The 20,598-nt window shown below is 47.0% G+C and carries 22 protein-coding genes; 9 read left to right on the forward strand and 13 right to left on the reverse strand.

Annotated elements, in window-relative coordinates; genetic code table 11:
- Positions 1-4: 4 nt before the first annotated feature.
- Genes CLV82_RS13280 through CLV82_RS13305 form a run of 6 tightly spaced genes read right to left on the reverse strand, consistent with a single transcriptional unit; the run spans position 5 to position 5,918 of the window.
- Entirely contained in the window at positions 5-658 is a 654-nt protein-coding gene (locus tag CLV82_RS13280; protein WP_133644835.1) for a GDSL-type esterase/lipase family protein, read from the reverse strand.
- Between the two features lie 13 nt (positions 659-671).
- A complete protein-coding gene (locus tag CLV82_RS13285; protein WP_133644836.1) occupies positions 672-1,538 on the reverse strand; it encodes an alpha/beta hydrolase in 867 nt (288 codons plus the stop codon).
- Between the two features lie 40 nt (positions 1,539-1,578).
- The gene (locus tag CLV82_RS13290) at positions 1,579-2,349 is read right to left on the reverse strand and encodes an SOS response-associated peptidase (protein ID WP_133644837.1); all 771 of its coding nucleotides are present in this window, start codon (positions 2,347-2,349) and stop codon (positions 1,579-1,581) included.
- A gap of 56 nt (positions 2,350-2,405) precedes the next feature.
- Positions 2,406-3,302: an SMP-30/gluconolactonase/LRE family protein gene (locus CLV82_RS13295; protein WP_243744220.1), complete on the reverse strand. Its 897-nt coding sequence runs from the start codon at positions 3,300-3,302 to the stop codon at positions 2,406-2,408.
- Positions 3,302-4,960: an N-acyl-D-amino-acid deacylase family protein gene (locus tag CLV82_RS13300; RefSeq protein WP_133644838.1), complete on the reverse strand. Its 1,659-nt coding sequence runs from the start codon at positions 4,958-4,960 to the stop codon at positions 3,302-3,304. Before CLV82_RS13300 ends, CLV82_RS13295 begins: the two co-directional genes overlap by 1 nt.
- Before the next feature lie 13 nt (positions 4,961-4,973).
- The gene (locus CLV82_RS13305; protein WP_208107994.1) at positions 4,974-5,918 is read right to left on the reverse strand and encodes a TolB family protein; all 945 of its coding nucleotides are present in this window, start codon (positions 5,916-5,918) and stop codon (positions 4,974-4,976) included.
- Between the two features lie 152 nt (positions 5,919-6,070).
- On the opposite strand from CLV82_RS13305, the gene mazG reads away from it, so the two are divergent.
- The 5 genes from mazG to CLV82_RS13330 all read left to right on the forward strand — a co-directional run bounded on the left by mazG (position 6,071) and on the right by CLV82_RS13330 (position 10,818).
- Entirely contained in the window at positions 6,071-6,844 is a 774-nt protein-coding gene (mazG, locus tag CLV82_RS13310; RefSeq protein ID WP_133644839.1) for a nucleoside triphosphate pyrophosphohydrolase, read from the forward strand.
- Between the two features lie 73 nt (positions 6,845-6,917).
- Positions 6,918-8,300, forward strand: a complete 1,383-nt coding sequence (locus CLV82_RS13315; protein WP_133644840.1) for an MATE family efflux transporter — start codon at positions 6,918-6,920, stop codon at positions 8,298-8,300.
- A 61-nt stretch (positions 8,301-8,361) separates the two neighbouring features.
- Entirely contained in the window at positions 8,362-8,589 is a 228-nt protein-coding gene (locus tag CLV82_RS13320; RefSeq protein ID WP_133644841.1) for a hypothetical protein, read from the forward strand.
- Between the two features lies 1 nt (position 8,590).
- Positions 8,591-9,157, forward strand: a complete 567-nt coding sequence (locus CLV82_RS13325) for a phosphatase PAP2 family protein (RefSeq protein WP_133644842.1) — start codon at positions 8,591-8,593, stop codon at positions 9,155-9,157.
- Positions 9,154-10,818 carry an ArnT family glycosyltransferase gene (locus CLV82_RS13330; RefSeq protein ID WP_317128293.1) on the forward strand — a complete coding sequence of 555 codons (1,665 nt, stop codon included), beginning with the start codon at positions 9,154-9,156 and terminating at the stop codon, positions 10,816-10,818. The genes CLV82_RS13325 and CLV82_RS13330 overlap by 4 nt, the downstream gene beginning before the upstream one ends.
- Positions 10,819-10,821: 3 nt before the next feature.
- On the opposite strand, the gene CLV82_RS13335 is transcribed toward CLV82_RS13330, so the two are convergent.
- Genes CLV82_RS13335 through CLV82_RS13350 form a run of 4 tightly spaced genes read right to left on the reverse strand, consistent with a single transcriptional unit; the run spans position 10,822 to position 14,273 of the window.
- Complete coding sequence (locus tag CLV82_RS13335; RefSeq protein WP_133644843.1) at positions 10,822-11,709, reverse strand: lysylphosphatidylglycerol synthase transmembrane domain-containing protein; 888 nt, start codon at positions 11,707-11,709, stop codon at positions 10,822-10,824.
- Entirely contained in the window at positions 11,693-12,652 is a 960-nt protein-coding gene (locus tag CLV82_RS13340; protein WP_133644844.1) for a glycosyltransferase family 2 protein, read from the reverse strand. Before CLV82_RS13340 ends, CLV82_RS13335 begins: the two co-directional genes overlap by 17 nt.
- Before the next feature lie 33 nt (positions 12,653-12,685).
- Positions 12,686-13,753, reverse strand: coding sequence for a methylmalonyl Co-A mutase-associated GTPase MeaB (gene meaB / locus CLV82_RS13345; protein WP_133644845.1), 1,068 nt, complete (start codon positions 13,751-13,753; stop codon positions 12,686-12,688).
- Positions 13,713-14,273 carry a DUF2911 domain-containing protein gene (locus CLV82_RS13350; protein ID WP_133644846.1) on the reverse strand — a complete coding sequence of 187 codons (561 nt, stop codon included), beginning with the start codon at positions 14,271-14,273 and terminating at the stop codon, positions 13,713-13,715. The genes meaB and CLV82_RS13350 overlap by 41 nt, the downstream gene beginning before the upstream one ends.
- A 203-nt stretch (positions 14,274-14,476) precedes the next feature.
- Here CLV82_RS13350 and CLV82_RS13355 point away from each other — a divergent pair, with 203 nt between their 5' ends.
- On the forward strand, positions 14,477-14,896 hold the full coding sequence (locus tag CLV82_RS13355) for an Ohr family peroxiredoxin (RefSeq protein ID WP_133644847.1): 420 nt from the start codon (positions 14,477-14,479) through the stop codon (positions 14,894-14,896).
- 10 nt (positions 14,897-14,906) lie between these two features.
- Here CLV82_RS13355 and CLV82_RS13360 read toward each other — a convergent pair whose 3' ends face one another.
- Positions 14,907-15,809: an aldose epimerase family protein gene (locus tag CLV82_RS13360; protein WP_133644848.1), complete on the reverse strand. Its 903-nt coding sequence runs from the start codon at positions 15,807-15,809 to the stop codon at positions 14,907-14,909.
- Between the two features lie 84 nt (positions 15,810-15,893).
- Between CLV82_RS13360 and CLV82_RS13365 the strand changes: the two genes are divergently transcribed.
- Genes CLV82_RS13365 through CLV82_RS13375 form a run of 3 tightly spaced genes read left to right on the forward strand, consistent with a single transcriptional unit; the run spans position 15,894 to position 18,502 of the window.
- Positions 15,894-16,451, forward strand: coding sequence for an RNA polymerase sigma factor (locus CLV82_RS13365; protein ID WP_243744221.1), 558 nt, complete (start codon positions 15,894-15,896; stop codon positions 16,449-16,451).
- The gene (locus CLV82_RS13370; protein WP_133644849.1) at positions 16,435-17,019 is read left to right on the forward strand and encodes a hypothetical protein; all 585 of its coding nucleotides are present in this window, start codon (positions 16,435-16,437) and stop codon (positions 17,017-17,019) included. The genes CLV82_RS13365 and CLV82_RS13370 overlap by 17 nt, the downstream gene beginning before the upstream one ends.
- Positions 16,991-18,502 (forward strand): DUF4097 family beta strand repeat-containing protein, encoded by a 1,512-nt coding sequence (locus CLV82_RS13375; RefSeq protein ID WP_133644850.1) that lies wholly within the window; start codon positions 16,991-16,993, stop codon positions 18,500-18,502. The genes CLV82_RS13370 and CLV82_RS13375 overlap by 29 nt, the downstream gene beginning before the upstream one ends.
- Positions 18,503-18,505: 3 nt before the next feature.
- Here CLV82_RS13375 and CLV82_RS13380 read toward each other — a convergent pair whose 3' ends face one another.
- On the reverse strand, positions 18,506-19,246 hold the full coding sequence (locus CLV82_RS13380; protein WP_133644851.1) for a sugar-binding protein: 741 nt from the start codon (positions 19,244-19,246) through the stop codon (positions 18,506-18,508).
- 199 nt (positions 19,247-19,445) lie between these two features.
- Positions 19,446-20,144 carry a peptide-methionine (S)-S-oxide reductase MsrA gene (msrA, locus tag CLV82_RS13385; RefSeq protein WP_133644852.1) on the reverse strand — a complete coding sequence of 233 codons (699 nt, stop codon included), beginning with the start codon at positions 20,142-20,144 and terminating at the stop codon, positions 19,446-19,448.
- Positions 20,145-20,598: the final 454 nt, after the last annotated feature.

A 20,598-nucleotide genomic window follows, 5' to 3' on the forward strand; every position in this document is an offset into this window, starting at 1 on the left:
TTAATTAATTTATATGATTTTTAAGGACATGGTGCCAAATACGATAGCCTTCCTCGGTCATATGCAGACCATCTTCGAGAAAGATATCGGTGCGCACTTGCCGGTCTTCCCGGATCATAGGATCCCAGATATTGACAAATGTTAATTGTTCATCGCCCTGGCAAAGTCTTTTTAATTTCCTGTTCAACCGTTTAAATCGCCCCTTCAGGTGCCAGCGGGAGGGGCTGGGTTTCGCTGCGATCAGTAGTATCTGCACTCCTTCCTGCCTGATCTTGATCTCGTGAACAAGTTGCTTCATCTGCCTCCGGATATCAGCAGGTCTCAGGTTGTCATTAAGATCGTTGTCTCCCTCGTAAATGATCACTTTGTCAGGATCATACCTGAAAATAAGATCTTCAGAAAAATGACGTAAGTCGGCTGTCATTGAACCCCCAAAGCCGGAGTTGATCACCTGGTACCGGGGGAATAAATCCTGTAAACCTTGCCACATGCGGATACTGGAACTGCCCGTGAAAACTATGGTCGAGTCCCGGGGGGTCCAGATAGTATCATATCGCTTTATTATCGTATTGACTTCCTCCTGGAAAGGATGTTGTTGTTGTGCTGACGTTGCCAGGAAAGCAATGGTAAAAAGAAGTGATAGTAATTTTCTCATCATCTATATCATAATTCTATTTGGTGGTTAATGCTTCGGCGAGCATCCAGTCATATACGCGTTCTATCCAGTCATCCACAGGCAGGCCCTGGCTTTTCATCCCGAAACCATGGCCGCCTTTTGAGTACATATGAAGTCCGACTACCCTACTTGAATTTAACCAGGAATTATATAAGGCAATACTACCGGGGGCGAGCATTAACGGATCGTCCGAGGCACAGATCACCAACATAGGGGGGGCATTTTCGGGAACTTCCTGTACAGGCATAGCAGTCGTCCAGGGGTATACCGGGACGAGGAAATCCGGCCTGTCAGAACTTTCATAGCCGTAGGCTACTCCCATCAGCACGGCACCACCGGCTGAAAACCCCATAAATCCTATTTTTACCGGATCAACATTAAAGGAATCAGCCTTTTCTCTTACGAAGGATACAGCATTGAGCCCGTCTTCCACGGAAAAAGAAATAAGGTCGGAGACGTTCTTCATGATCTCAGCTGGGTTCGATTGGGATGCGGTCGTAATTTCCTTTACTCCATCCTCTCCTGTAGGCACCAGCCTGTACTTTAAAACAAAGGCAGTGATACCCTTATCCTTTAACCATTCGGCCACCATTCTTCCCTCGCTTTCAATACTCAGGGCATATAACCCACCCCCGGGTGCAATGATCACGGCAGTTCCATTGGGGTTCTCCGGGCGAAAAACTTCCATCCGGGGAACAGATACATTCGTGGTCACTTCGGTGTCCCAGATCTGGGAAAAGTATTCTTTTTCGCTTCCTGTCCAGCTGACTGTGCTAGGTTCTGTATACGGAAGTTCAATGACTTCCTGTGCGGTTAAAAGAAAAGGAAGGAAGCTAAGAAGAAAGAGAATCGGTTTTTTCATGGTTCATATCAATGTTGGTTGTTTTTATTTTAATGTTTGCTCAGGTTACAGCCTCCAGTTCCGGGTAGTGAAAAGGTTCAGATATTTCCGGGATATTCCCGGCATATTCTTTCCCACGGAGTCTTCTTACGGTATGTGCCTGTAGGCTGTCAGCAGGGTAACTGCGGATCATATCGGTCAGGGCTTTCTGATCCGGTGGAGTATCTGCAGCTCTCAGCCACTCCTCTTCCATGCCCTCAGGTATAATAAAAGGCATGCGGGGCCCCTCGAGTTTAGGGTTGTTATGAATCCTGGCCAGCAGGGGATTGCCCGTAGTGGTCACGATACTGAAGGTGGTGAGGTGTTCTCCGTTGTCACGGTCGGTCCAGGTATTCCAGAGCCCTGCAAACACCATTGGCTCCCCGCTTTTGAAAGAAATAAAATAAGGGTAGGTCTTTCCTTTAAAATGATGATGTTCATAAAAACCGTCAACGTAAACAAGACAGCGATGTTCTTTAGCGGCATCCCGGAAAGCAGGTTTTTCAAATATCGTTTCTCCCCGGGCATTGAGGGTATTATTCCAGAACTTCTGCTGTTGCGCCCTGTCTTTTACCCAATGCGGTACCAGGCCCCATTGTGCTACTATGGGCATATAGGGTGATTCTTCAGTGTAGATCAGTAACTTTGGATGCTGAAAGCCTGAAGCGTGGAAGAGCGGGAGATCAGTCAATGGGAGGATGGTTTGTTCAATTTCCTTTACAGCATCCTCATCCCCGCTTCGCTTAGCCCTTTTCAGTTGTGCTTCCTTACTGCTCTTTATATCATAACACATAGTAATCTCGGGTTTGTCGGTACGGGCTCTCTAAAGATATAAAAATGCCGTCTTACTTAAAATCGCGTGCCTTTTACTTTCATGGGCAGGGAATACAATGCGTCCATAGCCGTAATAAAAAGGGTTTTCTGGTCTTTTCCTCCAAAAGTCACGTTTGCGGTCCATTCTTCCGGGACGGGAATGTGGAGGATCTTTTTCCCGCTCGCATCCAGAACGGTAACACCGTCCCCGGTCAGGTACAGGTTGCCATGTTCATCCAGGGTCATCCCATCAGAGCCCATGCCCGCAAATAATCTCCTGTTAACCAGTTCCCCATTTTCTGCAATTTCGTAGGCATAGGTCTTACTATCGCCTATATCTGCAATATATAATGTAGTTCCATCCGCGCTGCCGATAATTCCATTGGGTTGTACCAGGTTATCTGCAGCTACTCTTATCTCTTTTTTACCAGGGCTGAGGTAATAAACCCTTTCCTGTTCTATTTCTTTTTCGGTTCGATCCCAATACGGCCTCTGGTAATAAGGATCCGTGAAATATATGCCGCCTTGCTTATCGATCCACAGGTCGTTGGGACCATTGAATTTTCGGCCCTCAAAATCGGCTGCCAGGATTTCATGCTGCTTGTTCCGGTCAATCTTCCATAATTGGAAAACCTCGTCAGCCGCTGCTACCAGGTGGCCCTGGCGGTCTACATAAAGTCCGTTGGCCCTTCCGGCGGGTTCCAGGTAGACGGAGACTTTTCCCGTGGAGGAATCCCATTTCAGTATCCTGTTGTTGGGCTGGTCTGTAAAATAGACATTACCCAGGCTGTCCGAAGCAGGTCCTTCGGTGAATTGGAACCCATCGGCCACAAGGGTGAGGCTCCCGTCATTTGCTATCAGCCCATGATCAGAGGGATTACAACCAACCAACAGCAGTAGCAGGAGTGCTGCAAAATTTCTGTTCATCTTCATTATTCCTCTTTCTTTTGATACCCTGGTCCCCGAACTACTCTTCCCGGGGTTGAACCCGTATGTTCTCCTTCCTCAAGCACCGGGGTGCCATTGACAAGAACATATTCTACACCAGTAGCATACTGGTGGGGTTTCTCAAATGTGGCATGGTCCTGGATTTTATCTGGATCAAATATCACGATGTCTGCAAAATACCCCTCTTTTAAACTTCCCCTTTGCTGTATTTTAAGGTTGGAGGCCGGCAGCCCTGTCAGCCTGTGGATCGCTTCTTCCAGCGGAATGACTTTCCGGTCCCGCACGTAATGTCCCAGCAAACGCGCAAAAGACCCGTATGCCCGGGGATGGGTGCTTTGTTCCAGGAATATTCCTTCGTTGGTATAAGAACCTGCGTCTGAACAGATAGACATATAGGGGAGTGCTAATTTCTTCTCGATATTGGCTTCATCCATAGAAAAGTAAACCACTTGTATCCTGCTGTCATCCTCCTGTATAAGGTTGACGATTGTTTCTTCCGGGGAAGTGTTCCTCTCCTCTGCGACCTCGAGCAAGGTTTTCCCGATCAGGCCTCTCAGTGCTTTGTTCTTAAATCCCACCAGTAAAATATTCTCCGGCGGCACGTGAAAATCAATTTCAGAGATCATGGCGGACCGTTTTTTCGGCTGATTGATCATTTCCATGGTAGCCGCATGGCCGCCTTCTTTTGCCCAGTCGGGCAGGAGGATATTGAGTCCCGTAGAGCTGGCGTTATACATGTACATATCCGTGGTTATGGCCAGTCCGGCTGCACGGGCACTGTCGATCTTGGCAATGGCGGGATCCAGGAGATCCCAGTTTTCCGTTCCCGATGCTTTAAAGTGGTAGATTTCGGCTGGTACTTCAGCCGCTGCTGCAATCTGTATCACCTCGTCCACCGCCTCAAGGAGTTTGTCCTCCTCGCTCCTGATATGGGAAATATACATTCCGTCATAGGCTGAAACAACTTTTGCCAGTTCTATGATCTCTTCTGTATCTGCATGTCCGCTGGGAGCATATATAAGCGAAGTGGATAGTCCTACAGCACCTTCTTGCATCGCCTGTTCCAGGAGCGATTTCATTTCTTCCATTTCTTCACTGCTGGGCTTCCGGTTTTCATAGCCCATCACGTATTCCCTTAGTGTCCCGTTTCCAACGAACGAGGCGATATTGGTTGACACCCCTTTTTCTTCCAGGTATTCCAGGTACTCCCCCAAACTGTTCCAGGGTATATCGTATTTGATATCCTGCTGCGAAAGGCGCATTTCATTTTTAGTGCGTTCGTTCAGTGGCCCCATGGAATGGCCTTCTCCCATTACCTCAAGGGTAACCCCCTGCCGGATATCCCCCTGCGAGCGCCCGTCCTCCAGCAGGGAAACATTCGCCCAGCTCAGCATATTGATAAAACCCGGGGCAACAACCAGGCCTTTGGCATTGATCACCTTTCTGCCCTCCGCATTGTCAAGGTTTCCTATAGCTGCGATGGTGTCTGCATTAATGGCGATATCCCCGGCATAGGCCGGGTTGCCGGTGCCGTCAACAAGTTGGCCGTTCCTGATTATCACATCATATTCAACGGTTTCTGAACATGAAGTTAACAGGACGAGACTGATCAGGGTATACGATAATTTCTTAAATCTGGTCATGGTTTGAAATAATTTATGGTTGGGTATAGGAATAACTGACAAAGGCCACTCTTTTACTGTCCGGCGACCAGGATGGCACATTTATGGTACCCTGGCCCCCGAAGAGCGAAGCCAGGACTTTGATCTCCCCGCTTTGCAGGTTCATCAGTCTCAATTCCACATTCTTTTCCGGGGGATGCTGCCCGGGCGGTACATCCTTGGAAAAGCTGACAAAGACGACCCAGCGCCCATCCGGGGAAGGATGGGGGAACCAGTCATTCTTTTCATCTGTTGTCAGTTGTTCGGGATTACTTCCATCGTTCTCCATACGCCAGATCTGCATGGTACCGGTCCGAACCGAATTAAAATAGATGTACTTCCCGTCCGGGGAGTAGTCAGGGCCATCATCCAGTCCGTCGGCAGTTGTCAGTCGTTGTTCATCACCCCCGGTGACAGGAATGGTGTATATATCGTAATTGCCATTCCTTTCGGCACAATATGCCAGGGTTTCACCGTCTGGTGACCAGCCATGCCAGTACGAAGGGCCTTTTGGAGTAATCTTAACGGGGGCTCCTCCTTCCTGGGGCAAAGTATAGATAAGCGAACTTCCGTTCTCGGTCTGGTCGCTGATCACCAGCATCTTTCCATCGGGAGATATCCCGTGGTCGTTGTTGATGCGTTTGGCAAATCCAGTGTTGATTAATTCAGGAGTGCCACCTTGCAGGGGAATCCGGTAAAGGAGTCCCTTGCTGTTATAGATAAGACTTTTCCCGTCCGGGGTCCAGTTAGGTGCTTCCAGGTGAACAGCTGTATCCAGAACTATTTGCCGATCCAGGGTAGTGACATCAATAGTCTGGAGATGGCTCACTATCTGCCTGGTACTGTCCTGCATGTCTGACTTCCCGGCATCGCGGTTCCCTGGGGCGGCGGACAGGAAGCAGGCTCCTATAGCTGCTAATAATACCTTGGTAATAAGCATCTTTTAAGATTTATATTGTTTAATAAAGGTACCTAATCCTTCTCTCTCAAATAGTGCATATCTGATCAATTCCTTTTCAGATATAGAAGTATGGGGCAAAATATGCGAGCGTTATTTTGTGTGTATTTGTACTTTTGCCCAAATTGATCGATATGAATTCCAGGGAATCCCAATTAAAAGCAATAGACCGTCTACTGACCATAATGGACGAATTAAGAGCGCAATGCCCCTGGGATAAGAAACAGACATTACAGAGCCTGCGTCACCTGACCATAGAGGAGACCTATGAACTGGGTGATGCAATCCTGGATAACGATTTGGACGAGGTCCGGAAAGAATTGGGAGACCTGCTGCTGCATATAGTATTTTATGCTAAGATCGGATCTGAAACGGGGGATTTTGATATCGCTGACGTGGCCAATGGGATCTCGGAAAAACTGGTCCACCGCCATCCCCATATCTACGGGGATGTTTCTGCCCAGACCGAGGAAGAGGTGAAGAAGAACTGGGAGAACATTAAATTAAAAGAAGGAAAGAGCAGCGTACTGGAAGGAGTACCCGCAAGTCTCCCGGCCCTTGTAAAGGCCAACCGCATCCAGGATAAAGTGGCCGGAGTTGGTTTTGACTGGGAGCGGCCGGAGCAGGTCTTAGAGAAGGTGCAGGAGGAACTTGCAGAACTGGAGCAGGAAGTCAATTCCGGGGCTGAAGACCGCATAGAAGCAGAATTCGGAGACGTATTGTTCTCTATGGTAAACTATGCCCGTTTCCTGAATGTTAATCCTGAAAATGCACTTGAGCGCACCAATAAGAAATTCATCAGGAGGTTCCAGTTCCTGGAATCCAAGGCAAAGGAATCCGGCAGGAGCCTGAAAGAAATGAGCCTTGCCGAGATGGATGTCTTCTGGGAGGAGGCTAAAAAAGCCTGATTAATAAGACGTTCTGGCCAGCCAGAAAATCGGTTTAACGGCATATATTTGCCACGCCAAAAAAGACATCGCTTTGTTCGGGGATTACACCAAAGAATTTAAATATAATATACGACTAGCCACACCAGTGATCCTCGGGTTACTGGGCCATACCTTTGTTGCTTTTGCGGATAACATCATGGTGGGGCAGTTGGGTACCGCAGAACTGGCGGCCGTTTCCCTGGGTAACAGCTTTGTATTTATAGCTATGTCTATCGGGATAGGGTTTTCCACGGCTATAACTCCCCTGGTGGCAGAAGCGGATGGGGCAGGACAAGCCGCAGATGCTAAAAGTGCACTGAAACACGGTTTGGTGCTTTGTACCTTGCTGGCGGTATCCCTGTTCGCATTAATGCTCTTGTGCAAACCCCTGATGTACCTCATGGATCAGCCTGCAGAAGTAGTAGCCTTGGCCATGCCATACCTGGACCTCGTAGCCGTCTCCCTGATTCCCCTGATCATTTTCCAGGCATTTAAGCAGTTTTCGGAAGGACTTTCACAGACACGGTACCCCATGTACGCCACTGTAATTGCTAACGTGGTCAACATTATACTTAATTACCTGCTGATATTCGGGAAAATGGGATTTCCTCAACTGGGAATTATCGGGGCCGCGATAGGAACCCTGGTATCCAGGGTGATCATGGTGCTGTTCATCTGGCTGATCCTCCAGAAGAATGCCCGCTTTACTTCTTATGTCACTGGCTTCAATTTCAGGAAGCTGGAGAAGAAAGTGCTGAGTAAGATCATAGACCTCGGCTTTCCTTCGTCCCTGCAAATGTTTTTTGAAGTAGCCATTTTTACTGCAGCTATCTGGTTAAGCGGGGTACTTGGTAAAAATCCGCAGGCGGCTAACCAGATAGCGCTGAACCTTAGCAGCATGACCTTTATGTTTGGTATGGGACTGGGAGTGGCAGCCATGATCCGGGTAGGAAATCAAAAGGGGTTGAGGAATTTTAAAGAATTGCGCAGACTTGCACAGTCCATTTTCTTACTGACCTTACTGCTGGAAATCGTTTTTGCTGCACTATTTCTCCTGGGAAGAGACTGGTTCCCTACCATTTACCTGGACGTACAGGACCCGGTAAATTACGTGGATAACATGGAGGTATTGTTGCTTGCATCCCAATTACTACTTGTCGCAGCATTTTTCCAGATCTCGGATGGTTTGCAGGTAGTAATACTTGGAGCATTAAGAGGACTGCAGGATGTGAAGATTCCAACCCTGATCACTTTTATCGCGTATTGGCTGATCGGTTTCCCGGTAAGTTTTTACCTGGGATTGTATACAGACCTGGCGAGCACAGGTATATGGATAGGCCTGCTGGCAGGCTTGTCGGCTTCTGCCATTATGTTGTATATTCGATTCAATTTCATGACGAAGCGACTCATCAGGCTTGGAAGTGAACCCCAGTAAACCGAGTGCTTTTAATTGCCCGGAAGGTTTACGTAATAAATTAATATAAGAAGTACTCAATATGGAACTCCCGAAATTTTTACTAGGAGATAATACGGATTACCCGACTGCAATTTTTGTCGTGCACACAGAATACCCCAGGTTTATTATCAACCTGGAGAACGATGAAGTGGAATGGCTGGAAGAATTTTCACAGGAGGATGAGAACGAACTGGAAACAGAAGCAGCCGACCTGATTGAGAAGGCTGCGGCATTTTACGATCGGGAAGTTAGCCGATACGAAGAGTAATATGAAGGATACCCTGATTCAATATGATAAGGACCTTTTCCTGTTTCTCAATGGCTTGGGTACCCCTGCCTGGGATGGGTTCTGGATGTTTATGACCGACAAATGGAGCGCTATTCCATTGTATGTGATCTTACTGGTTCTGGTGTACCGCAAATACCAGGTAAAAGGAACTTTGATCCTGTTGGTAGCGGTGGCACTGTTAATTACCTGTACCGACCAGCTTTCCAATTTTTTTAAATATGGGTTTGCACGCCCAAGACCTTGTTACGACCTGGATCTCAGCCTGGTGCTGCGACAGGTAAAGGGATATTGCGGAGGACAATACGGATTTTTCTCGGCACACGCTGCCAATGCCATGGGTGTTGGAATATTCTTTTTTCAATTGTTCAGGGACAACAGGCGCTATTTTGCCTGGTTTCTTTTATTATGGGCAGTGATGGTGGGTTACAGTCGGATCTATATCGGCGTACACTACCCCCTGGATGTACTGGCCGGTATGGCTGTGGGGACAACCTTTGGCTGGATCTTCTCAGGACTTTACACCATTGTTCTTCGTAAAACGGCATGATGATCAAAGTTTTTCAATACCGCCTGATGCTGTTCCTTATAAGCCTGGTATATCTGGCAGGCTTGTTTGTCACTCTTTTTGAGAATGATTCGGCACAGTTCGCGGTAATGGCCATGAGGATGGTTCAGGAGAATGATTTCCTGACTTTGATCAAGGGTACTGAAGAATACCTGGACAAACCCCATATGCATTACTGGCTTGCCGCGTTTTCCTATAAACTGTTCGGGCTGCACGATTGGGCTTATCGAATTCCGGCGATCCTTGCTACATTCTTAGGGGCCTACAGTTGCTATGGGCTTGGTAAACTCCTGTACAGGAAAGAGGTGGGCTGGCTGGCAGCACTTATCTTTCTCTCTGCCCAGACAATCGTGCTTTCCGGGATAGATGTCCGGACGGATGCCGTTCTTACTGGTTTCACCGTTTTCGCACTCTGGCAACTGGCAACCTACCTGGAGACGAGATCTCTCACGGCGGTGCTGTTAGGAGCTTTTGGTGCGGCAATCGCTTTTTCGACTAAGGGACAGATAGCGTTGCTGGTCCTGGGTTTACCGCTGATCTGTCACATAGCTTATAAGAATTACTGGGGAGCCCTGGTCCATTGGAAGGTAATACTGGCGGTCTTTGTTTTCGGACTCACCATCAGTCCTATGCTGTATGCTTATTACCAGCAATTTGATCTTCACCCGGAAAAAGTGATCCGCGGCCGTTCAGGGCGCAGTGGAATACTCTTTATTTTCTGGGAACAGAGTTTTGAACGACTCAGTGGGGAAGGAGTAGGGAAGAACAGCAGCGATTACTTCTTCTTTTTCCATACTTTCCTGTGGGTGTTCCTGCCGTGGACTGTGGTTGGGCTTACCGCGTATGGCAACCGGCTCAAGACCCTTGTGAAAAATCGGTTCTCAAGGCTTCCCGGACTGGAGCTGCTGACGCTGGGAGGGATAACCCTGATCTTTATTATTATCAGTTTTGCACAGTTCAAACTGCCGCACTATTTAAATATTACCATTCCATTATTCGCCATCCTGTCTGCTTTATTCCTGTACGAACTTCACGAAAAAAATAATCAAAAGATCTTCCGTTGGCTCCTGGGGTTCCAGTATTTTATCCTTGGCTTGGTGCTGTTGGCAATCGCGCTGATCGGCTGGTATGTTTTTCCCACGACTACCGGGAAAATTCTTGCCGGGATACTGGTGATCACAGGCCTCGCCACATGGTATTTTTCCACTAAAGCAGGAGCTTACAAGCGCTTGGTGTACCTGGGAGTAGCCAGTTCACTACTGTTGAACCTTATGCTGAATATCCATTTCTATCCCCAGCTGCTGGATTACCAGGGCGGCTCTAATATGGCCAAAGTAGTTGCACGTAAAGGAATCCCGGTCGACCACATATATAAACTTACGGACAGGCATACGTGGGCACTGGATTTCTACAATCAGCGGCCTGTCAGCAAGGTAGACCTGCAGGAATTGCAACCACGGGATAATGCCTGGTTATATGTAACAGAGGAAGAACGGGTGAACCTGGAAAAGAAGGGACTGCAATGGGGGCAGGAGTTCAGTGTGGATCAGTTCAGGATCACAAGGTTACAGGCTCGTTTCCTGAACCCGGATTCCCGGGAAAAAGTTCTGAATAAGATGTACCTGTTACATCTTACTCCATAAGATTCATGTTTTTTTAACTCCCCGGTTAACCACTTCCAATTCCGGCTTGCTGAAATGGTAAACCACACCGCCCAGGGAAACCATGGCAGTTATCAGGAAAAAGGTCATACTGATCCCAACCGAGGTTTGTTCTTCCAGTCCAAACCAGAGCGCTCCATAATAAAATACAACCTCCCGGCTACCTATGCCCCCAAGGGTCAATGGCAATACTGCAACGATAGAAGAGAGCAGGAATATCAGGAGGTAAGTTGCGTGTGCATAGTCTACAGCAAGTGCCTTCAGAATAAATAAAGCTGCAGCAAGCTGAGCGAGCTGTACCAGGGCAGAATAGCCCAGAGTAGGCCAGAACACCGGCAACAGGTAAGTGAAATATCTTTTCTGCAACCACCAGAATACCAGTATGCTCAGAACTATCCCGAACCCGAGGTAAATGCCGAAACCGGGCAGGAAGGATGGCAGGGTGACCATGGCAAGCAAACAGGCGTAGATAAAGAGCAGCAACATCCCGCTGAGACGGTCGATGATGAGTGCCGCAACCACTCTTTTGGTCTTGACTTCAAATTTTTTACACACCAGGTAACCTTTATATGCATCCCCGCCAATTCCCCCTGGCAGGAACAGGTTATAGAACATTCCCAGTAAGTATAATTTCAGATTGCTGAGCTGGCTTAGGAAGACACCCAGTTGATGAAAGAACAGGTTCAGCCTGAACGCAGAAAGGAATTTGGAAACAATGAAAAATAAAAGTGCTGCCAGTAAGTATAAGGGGTCTGATCCTTTCAGAACCTGCCAGATTTTCGCCGGTTCTATCTTGGTAAAGATAAAATACAGCAATAGCAGGCTGAAAATGATCTTCAGGGCAGTGGTTATCTTTTTACGAGACGTCCCCACCTACAGATACATTTTTAACCCGGTATGGTCTTTTCTTCTGGGATTCATAATAGGTCCTGATCAGGAGTTCCATGACGATCCCTATGGTAAATAACTGGATACCGGCCAGGATGAACATCATCCCGAAGATCAGCAGGGGCCTGGTGCCTATATCTTCATTAAATCCGAGCTTGATGATCAAAAGGTAAAAGTTGACGAGTACTCCCAGGATAATAAGCAGCACCCCGAAAATCCCAAAAAGGTGTATTGGGCGCTGAAAATATTTTCGGATGAACAACAGCAGCATCATATCTGCCACTACTTTAAAAACGCGTTCCAGGCCGTATTTGGAAACCCCTGCATGCCTGGCATGGTGTTTAACGGGTACCTGTTTGATCTGTGCGCCTTCCAGGTGCGCGAGCAAAGTAATAAAACGGTGCATTTCCCCGTACAGGTTTAGGTCTTTCGCAATATCGCGTGTAAACACTTTAAGGGCGCATCCATTATCCTTAATATCCAGTTTAGTGACCCGGCGGACAAGGAAATTGGCAATTTTGGATGGGATCTTTTTTACCAACGAATCCTGTCGTTTCTGCCGGATCCCGGTCACTACGTCGTAGGGTCCTTCCATGACATGGGAAAGCATTTGAGGAATATCTGCGGGGTCATTCTGCAGATCTCCATCCATCGTAATAATGTATTCTCCCTCTGCGTAATCTATCCCGGCTGCCAACGCCAGACTTTGGCCGTAATTCTTTTTAAGCGCCACCAGATGAACCAATGGGTCGGCCATAGCATTCACCACCTTTTTAGTATTATCCCTGGAGAAGTCGTCTACATAGACGATCTGGTAGGTATAGCCTGCCAATGCCTCGTGGATCTTCGAGGTTAGCAGGACCACGTTCTCTTCTTCGTTATACAGTGGAACTACAACAGAAAGAAGGGAGTCGGTAAGCGGTTTCATGGAAGCGTTTTTGATGGGGCAAATTTAGTTTATTTATTTTAGTATGCCGGAGACCTTCTCCATCAATTCACTCGCAGCTTTGAAAGGGGACATCCTGCCTTGTTCCACTTTTTCCAGCAGCTCATTCAAGATCTTTTTGGTCCTTGGATCATTATAGAAATGCTCTTTTAAGCGGTCCTCAACAGCGGTAAGGAACCAGCTTTTATTTTGCTGCTCACGTTTTAACTCAAAACTACCGGAAGCCCGGGTTTCCCGGACATAATTCTCGATCACCTCCCAGATTTCCTCAATGCCGGTTTTTTGAAGAGAGGAGCAACTGAGAACTTTGGGACTCCACCCGTTATCTTTTGGAGGGTAGAGGTGGAGCGCACGCCTGAACTCCTGCATGGCTTGATCGGCAGCAGCTTTATTTTCCCCATCTGCTTTATTTATGACGATTGTATCTGCCATTTCCATGATCCCTCTTTTAATGCCCTGGAGTTCGTCCCCGGCACCGGCAAGTTTCAGGAGAAGAAAGAAATCGACCATGCCATGTACTGTTGTTTCACTCTGGCCAACGCCTACAGTTTCTACCAGTATGATTCCGTACCCCGCAGCCTCGCACAAAGCTATGGTCTCGCGGGTAGCCCGGGCGACTCCTCCCAGGTTTGCCCCGGAGGCCGAAGGCCTGATATACGCATTTGGATCATTCACCAGGGTCACCATCCGGGTCTTATCGCCCAAAATACTTCCTTTGCTCAGGGTACTTGTGGGATCTACGGCCAATACAGCTACTTTTTCCCCACGCGCGGTGAGCATGCCCCCGAAGGCTTCAATAAAGGTGCTTTTACCAACCCCGGGTACGCCGGTAATTCCAATACGGACACTTTTTTTTCCGGGGTCGGCTGACTTCTGGAGGATATGGTGAGCCAGCTCCCTGTCTTCAGCCTTGGTGCTTTCCACCAATGTTATTGCACGTGCCAGTGCGGTCTGGTCACCGGAACGAATACCCTGTATTAATTCTTCTGGAGTGGGTTTTCTTGTTTTTCGGATGTTACCGGAAGTGTCGATACGTGTAGTGTTAAGGTGTAATGGGTACCCTGATCTTCGTGGTGTCCCAATACAGGTTCATGTAAACCACCTCCTCTTCGGAGAAATCGATGGTAAAGCTTTCTTCTGTCTGTTGTAATTCAATTACAGGGACCTCTATCACCAAGACATCAGTTTGAGGGTTCCTGGTGGTTTCCCTGCCACCACTGCTGATGGTGACACCCCAGTCCGGGATCTCGCTATTAAAATAAACGGTCCAGCTCTCCCTTCCCGGTTTTGTCCATAAAGAATAGGTGCCCGCTGCCAGGGAATTGCCTTTTACAGAAATATCGCTTTCTGTACTGAAGGTGGTGGGTTCGTTGGCACCGGTTCGCCATACGACATCGTAAGGCACTAATTCGCCAAAGATCACTCTTCCTTTTTTAAACGGGCTGCTGTACGAAACCTCTATCTTCAACTGGTCACTTTCAAAAGATTCTGTTATCTGAGGACTGTGTTTTTTGGTTTGTTCTTTCAAATATGGCTTGGCTACAAACTGGAACAACAGCACCAGGGCCACCAATATGATAATTATCCATTTAAGTACTCTCATGCTGCTCGTTTTCGGAATGTGGATTAAAATTACAAAATCCGGCTGAAAGCCATCGCATTTCATTATTGGTTCGGGAACAACTATAAAATGTTGGTGGTGAAAGGGATAAGCTTTTTTACCCGATATTTCACAGATTTTTAATTCTCTTCATCTGGTCGTTTGCGGATCAAATGCTATCTTATAAGCAAACTAAATCTGATAGCATGAAAACAATTTTTGAGACTTCTGCAACACATACAGGAGGTAGTAAGGGGCATGTGGCAAGTGATGCGGGTACAATTGACCTCGATATTATGCCTTCTTCTGCCCAGGGAAATAATAATAAAGCAACAACCCCTGAAGAATTACTGGCCGCCGGTTTTGCTGCTTCTTTCGCCGGTGCATTAGAGAGTGCTGCCGGGGAACACGGAATCAACTCCCTGGAGGATATAACCGTAACCGTACATATAGCGGGGAACGAAGACGAAGACGGTATGTTCCTGGAAGCGACCCTGGATGTCTATATCCCTGAAGTGGATAAGAAAACAGGAGAAGCCCTGGTAAATGATGCACATGAAAGATGTACTTTCAGCCAGGCCACCCAGGACAATATCACGGTGAATTTAAATTTACTCCTGGATTAAGTAAAATTTTTTATCGTTCAAAACGGAACAGGGTGCGATTTTCATATTTCTCCCCGGGCCGAAGCACGGCGGAAGGAAAGTCGGGCTGGTTGGGGGCATCAGGATGAACCTGGGTTTCGAAACAGATTGCTGTTAATTTCTCCGGCCTATAGATGACCAGGGCGGGCTGATTGGACTGTACCGTCATCCTGATCCCTGACTGTTCCGAGTTCAGGATAGCTACGTATTTACTCGTCCTATCGGTGACAAACGGAGTGTCTAATTTTACCTGGCCTATAGGCCGGGGTTGCAGAAAGTCTAACCTGCTGCCTCTGATTTCCTTTAATTTCCCTGTTGGGATAAGCTTTGTATCAGTATCCAGGTATGCGGGGCAGTTAAGCTGTAACTTGTAATGTGCAACAGAATTCTCATTATCCAATCGAAAATAGGAATGGTTGGTAAGGTTGACGACGGTGGGCCGATCCGTGGTTGCGGTGTGTAATATTTCCAACCCGCAATCCTTCAGCGTATATGTTACCCTGCATTTCAGGTTGCCCGGGTATCCTTCTTCCAGGTGTTTACTGTTATAACCCAGGCAGACAGAGGGTTCTTCGCCTTCGGTGATCTCCAGGATTTCCCATTCCCTTTTCCCGAACCCTTTCTTACCGCCGTGAAGATGAACACCTTCTTCAGTATATAATTCGTAAAAAGTGCCATCGAGCATAAAACCTCCGCCAGAGATCCGGCCTGCAAATCGACCTACACAGGCTCCAAGTGATTTTTCGTCCTTCTTATATGCTTCAGGGTCTTCCAGCCCCACGACAAGTTCCACGGGTTCCTGGTTTCCTGAGATCAGGGTTAGCCCCTGGATTATGGCCCCATACGAAAGGACGTTTAACCGCAGGCATTGGTTTTTAATTGTAATTTGTTCCAAGGAATAAAAAATATAAAATAAAAGTAAACTTTTTTGCAACGCGGCGATTTCCGCGTCGTCCTTTAAATAACAACTATCTAAGAATTGGAAACTAACCTTCTGCAACAATTAGAATTGGTCAGGCTTTGCAAGGCAAACGACAGGAAAGCACAACTAACCCTGTACAGGCAATATTGTGAAGGGATGTTTATTGTAGCCTGCCGGTATTTAAAAGACCAAGACGATGCGGAGGATGTTTTGCAGGAAGCATTTATAAAAGCATTCCAGAAAATTGAGCAGTACAGGGGAGAAGTAAGTTTCGGAGCCTGGTTAAAGCGGATCGTAATTCACCGCTGCATAGATTTTTTAAAGGCGAAGAAAGAACTCTTCGTGGAATTGAATGAAAACGGGGTATACCTCGTGGATGATGGTGACTGGGAGGTAGAACATGATATCAGTGCGGAGCAGGTAAGGCAGGAGATAGAACGTTTACCGGTTAAATACAGGCTGGTATTGCAGCTGTACCTGCTGGAAGGATATGACCATTCGGAGATCAGTGAAATCCTCGGCATCAGTGAAACCAATTGCCGGACCCGGCTTTTAAGAGGCAAGAATAAATTAAAGGATCAATTAAAAAGTATCACACATGGGACGAGATCTTAGGGAATTACTTAAGGAGGATACAGGGAGCAAGAAGCAGATGAGAGAGGGCCATGAAGAAAGGTTCCTTGAAAAGCTGGACCTGGCCCAAAAAAGTCCTGCACAGGGTAGAAAATTCTGGTGGCCTGTGGCCGCTTCAGTCGTTGTTCTTCTTGGGCTCGGAATATTGTTTTTCCCAATGGAGGATAGGGTGGTGTCCGAAGAACAACCCGTGGTTTTGGAAGAACAGCCGGTCCAGACAAATCAGGCCATCTCGTTGGGAGATCTGTCCCCAGACCTGGAAAAGCTTGAAAATTTTTACCTGGCAAGCATCAACATGGAATTGGCCGAATTAGAGATTTCTGAGGAGAACCAGGTCATGGTTTCGGAATACATGGACCGATTGGCCACCCTTAATGATGCATATAAAGAATTACAAAAAGAATTAAATGAACTGGGACCAAATGACCAGACCATAGAAGCTCTGATATATAATCTTCAGATGCGCCTGGATCTCCTCTACAAACTCAGGGATAAAATCAATTATTTAAAATCATCAAAAAATGAAACAGTTACATCACACAGTATTTAAAACAAGCTCGTGGAGCTTGGGTTTATTTTTCATGGCCGTACTTAGTATACAGGCACAAACCAAGACCTACAAGGAGTCTTTTAAAGTAAACCCGGAAACCGTTATTGATATAAACACCTCTCATGCAGATCTTGAGTTCGAGACCTGGGATAAGCAGGAAGTTTTGGTCGAAGCTACGATAGAGCTGGAAGGAGCCAGTGAAGAGGAAGCCAAAACCTATTTTGAGAAAAACGGCATCAACATTCTGGGGAACAGCCAAAAGATCCAGATCAGGACGGAAATGGGGGCACCCATGGCCATGAGCTATAACTTCACAACCGCACCTAAAGCACATATTGCGATGGAAATGCATCCCCAGATGGAACTACTGTTCCACGACCTGGAGATCCCGGACCTTCCGCCAATGCCGGAAATGCCACCCATGCCACCTATGCCCAAGGAGAACTTTGATTACGAAGCTTTCAAAAAGGACGGGGAAAAATACATGAAGAAATGGCAAAAGGAATTCCGTAAAGGATTTGATGCCAAATACGAGAAGGAACTCGAAGCCTGGTCAGAGTCGATGGCAGACCGGATGGAGGTTTATGCAGAGCGCATGGAGAAACGCGCAGAAATGCGGGAAAAAATGAGTGAGGAAAGAGAGCAGAGGCGGGAAGAAATGGAAGCCGTACGAGCCGAAGCCAGGAAGGAAATGGAAGCGGCCAGGGCAGAAATGCGGGATGAAATGGAAGCAGCCAGGGGGTACGCAAGGGAAGCTGCCAGGAAAGCTCTTGATGAAGCCAGGGTGACGAGGAAAAATGTATTTATTCACCGGGATGGTAATTCAGATGCTCCCAATGTGTTCTATTACTCCGGAGAAGGCGAGCATAAAAAATTCAAGATAAAGAAGACTATCAGGGTGAAAATGCCTAAGGATCTTAAAATAAAAATGAATCTAAAACATGGGGAAGTGAAGCTGGCTTCACAGACCATTAACCTGGATGCGAACCTGTCCTATGCTTCGCTGCAGGCAAGAACAATTGACGGATCGGCCACGAATATTCACGTGGCCTATTCCCCTGTTGCTGTAAAATTATGGAAAATCGGTTCCCTGAAGACCGATTTTGCAGGGGACGTCGTTCTTGACGAGGTTCATAATCTTGATCTCAGGGCCAATTCTTCAGATGTAAGTATAGAGAGGCTCTTAAAAACGGCTACTATAGTAAACAGCCTGGGATCCCTGAATATCGGAAAGATCTCTGAAGGATTTAACAAAGTAGATATTAACATGCAGAACGGGGAGCTGAAATGTAGTTTACCGGCATCTGCTTATAAATTTACTATAGAAGGAAGTTCCAATGAACTGAGTCTCCCGGATTTCATGACCAAAGCCCGGCAAAACGAATCCGGGGGCTTCCAGAAATTCCAGGGATTTCACCTGGATAAGAACAGTACGAACTCTGTAGTTATTCGCACTAATTACAGTGATGTTAACCTGCAGTAATACTTATTCTACCAATACCAGGGTCCCGAAGATATCTGCATTTATCCATCCCGTGTTCTTATTATCTCCCGGAACAAAGACCGACCCGATAAAGTTTTCTCTCTCCTTACTTCCATCATTGTCGCAGTAGGCAAGCGCGAATCCTATTCGCTTATCTTTATAAAGTTGTACCCTGGTTTGTGATTGGTCATCGTTATAGGTGTCGGGGAATAATGCAACAGACATTTCCCAGGTACTCTTCTTCCCGACCGTTCGCCTGGCGACCTTTAAGTGGTCGTTATACAGCCTGGGTTTCCTGCTGGGGCCTACATCGACGACGTTACCGTCCAGGGCCACATGGTACGCAAAAGCATTATGACTGTATTGATGGAGGCCTCCGGAATTATCTTCGTCCAGGAAGATCTCGACAGAATCGTCATCCCACCATAATTTTAAGGGGTCTGCCTGTTTATCAAAAAGACTGTCATCTATGATTTCCACTAATAAGTGAAGAGAATTTGTGCTCCAGCTAAGTTTATAGCGGCCCTGGAAATCATCCGGGCTGAAGGTGTCACCCTTCCAGTTCTGATCCAGCAGATGCCACTGTCCTTTTTCCCAGCAGGGATCATCTGCGATACCATCAAGTTCAGGCGGGATCCGGGTATAGGCCACTTCTTTAATATCGTGGTCTTCCTTGCGGATTCCCTTGTTGCAACCCAGGTATAAACCCAGGACCAGGAAGAATAATACGTAATTTCTCAACATAGAATTGGGGCTATGTTCATATTACTTTTTATACTCACCCTATAAAATTAGGATAAGGTTTCGGGGGAAACAGATTATAATATACGAAAAATACCAATTATAATATAAGTAATATTACGCAATACGTAAGAAAAGTAGTACTAATAAATAATTCTGCCACGAAGAAAGCATGGCCTAGCAACTTAAATAGCACTTTAGATTAATGGGGTTCGGAACCTGACTTTTCTTTCAGGTAGCCCGGGAAGTTTTGTTTAAACCGGTTGAGACGGGGAATAGAAACATTCCGGATATATGAATTGTCGGGGTTCTTATGTTCGTAATCCTGGTGGTATTCTTCGGCTTTATAGAACTTTTCAAGGGGCTCAACCTCGGTAACAATCGGCTGATCGTAAACCTTGTTCTCTTCCAGGGCCTTGATATACTGTTCGATAAAAGCTTTTTCTGATTCGTTCTGGTAGAAGGCTATAGAACGATACTGTGGACCGCGATCTGGACCCTGCCTATTGAGGGTAGTGGGATCGTGGGATCCAAAAAAGACCTGCACCAATTCCTGGAAACTCACCTTTTCTTTATCATAATATACCTTCACGGCTTCTGCATGGGTTGTTCGGCCATAACTTACTGCTTCGTATGTTGGGTTCTCTTCTTTTCCCCCGGCGTACCCGGAAACCACTTCGGCCACACCCCGGACACTTTCAAAAATAGCTTCCACGCACCAGAAACAACCGCTTGCGAAATAGGCCGTATCGTATTCTGAGAGATCCTGTGGGAGATCGGCTTTTGCAGTTTCCTGACTGTTATCATTTTCCTGGGATTTCTTATCGTTTTTAGAAGAGGACTGGCAGGAGGGTGCCAGAAGAAAGGCGAAGGCCATCATCAGGGGTACAAGTAATTTCATAGTCTTTTTTTTTTAAACTCTTAATTTACGAACATCCGGACGGATATAGTTTTAAAATTTGTTAAGAAACCCGTAACCGGCTTCCTTTCTGTCTATAATTACGAAACAGGTAGAGCGGGGGGTGGTAGTTCGAGGTTTGAAGTTTGAAGTTCGAGGCCTGCCTCCGGCCCGTCCGACCGGCAAGGGCGGGCAGGTAAATTCGAGGTTTGCGGTTTGCAGTTCACTGTTGGTGATTTTCTGGGTAAACTTTTTTCCGTATCATCGTATCACCGTATCACCGTATCACCGTATCACCGTATCACCCGCCCGAACGTGCCGTTCGGTACGGGCGGGCCGCATCACTGATCCTACCTCTATCCGGTTTGAAGGCGTGACGGTATGCCGATTCCCCCTGCAAGTTTTTTGCAGTAGAACACCATAACTTAAGACCGGGGCGGGGTTAAGAACCCCGGTT

Source organism: Zeaxanthinibacter enoshimensis (assembly GCF_004362865.1).
Classification (GTDB): Bacteria; Bacteroidota; Bacteroidia; order Flavobacteriales; family Flavobacteriaceae; genus Zeaxanthinibacter; species Zeaxanthinibacter enoshimensis.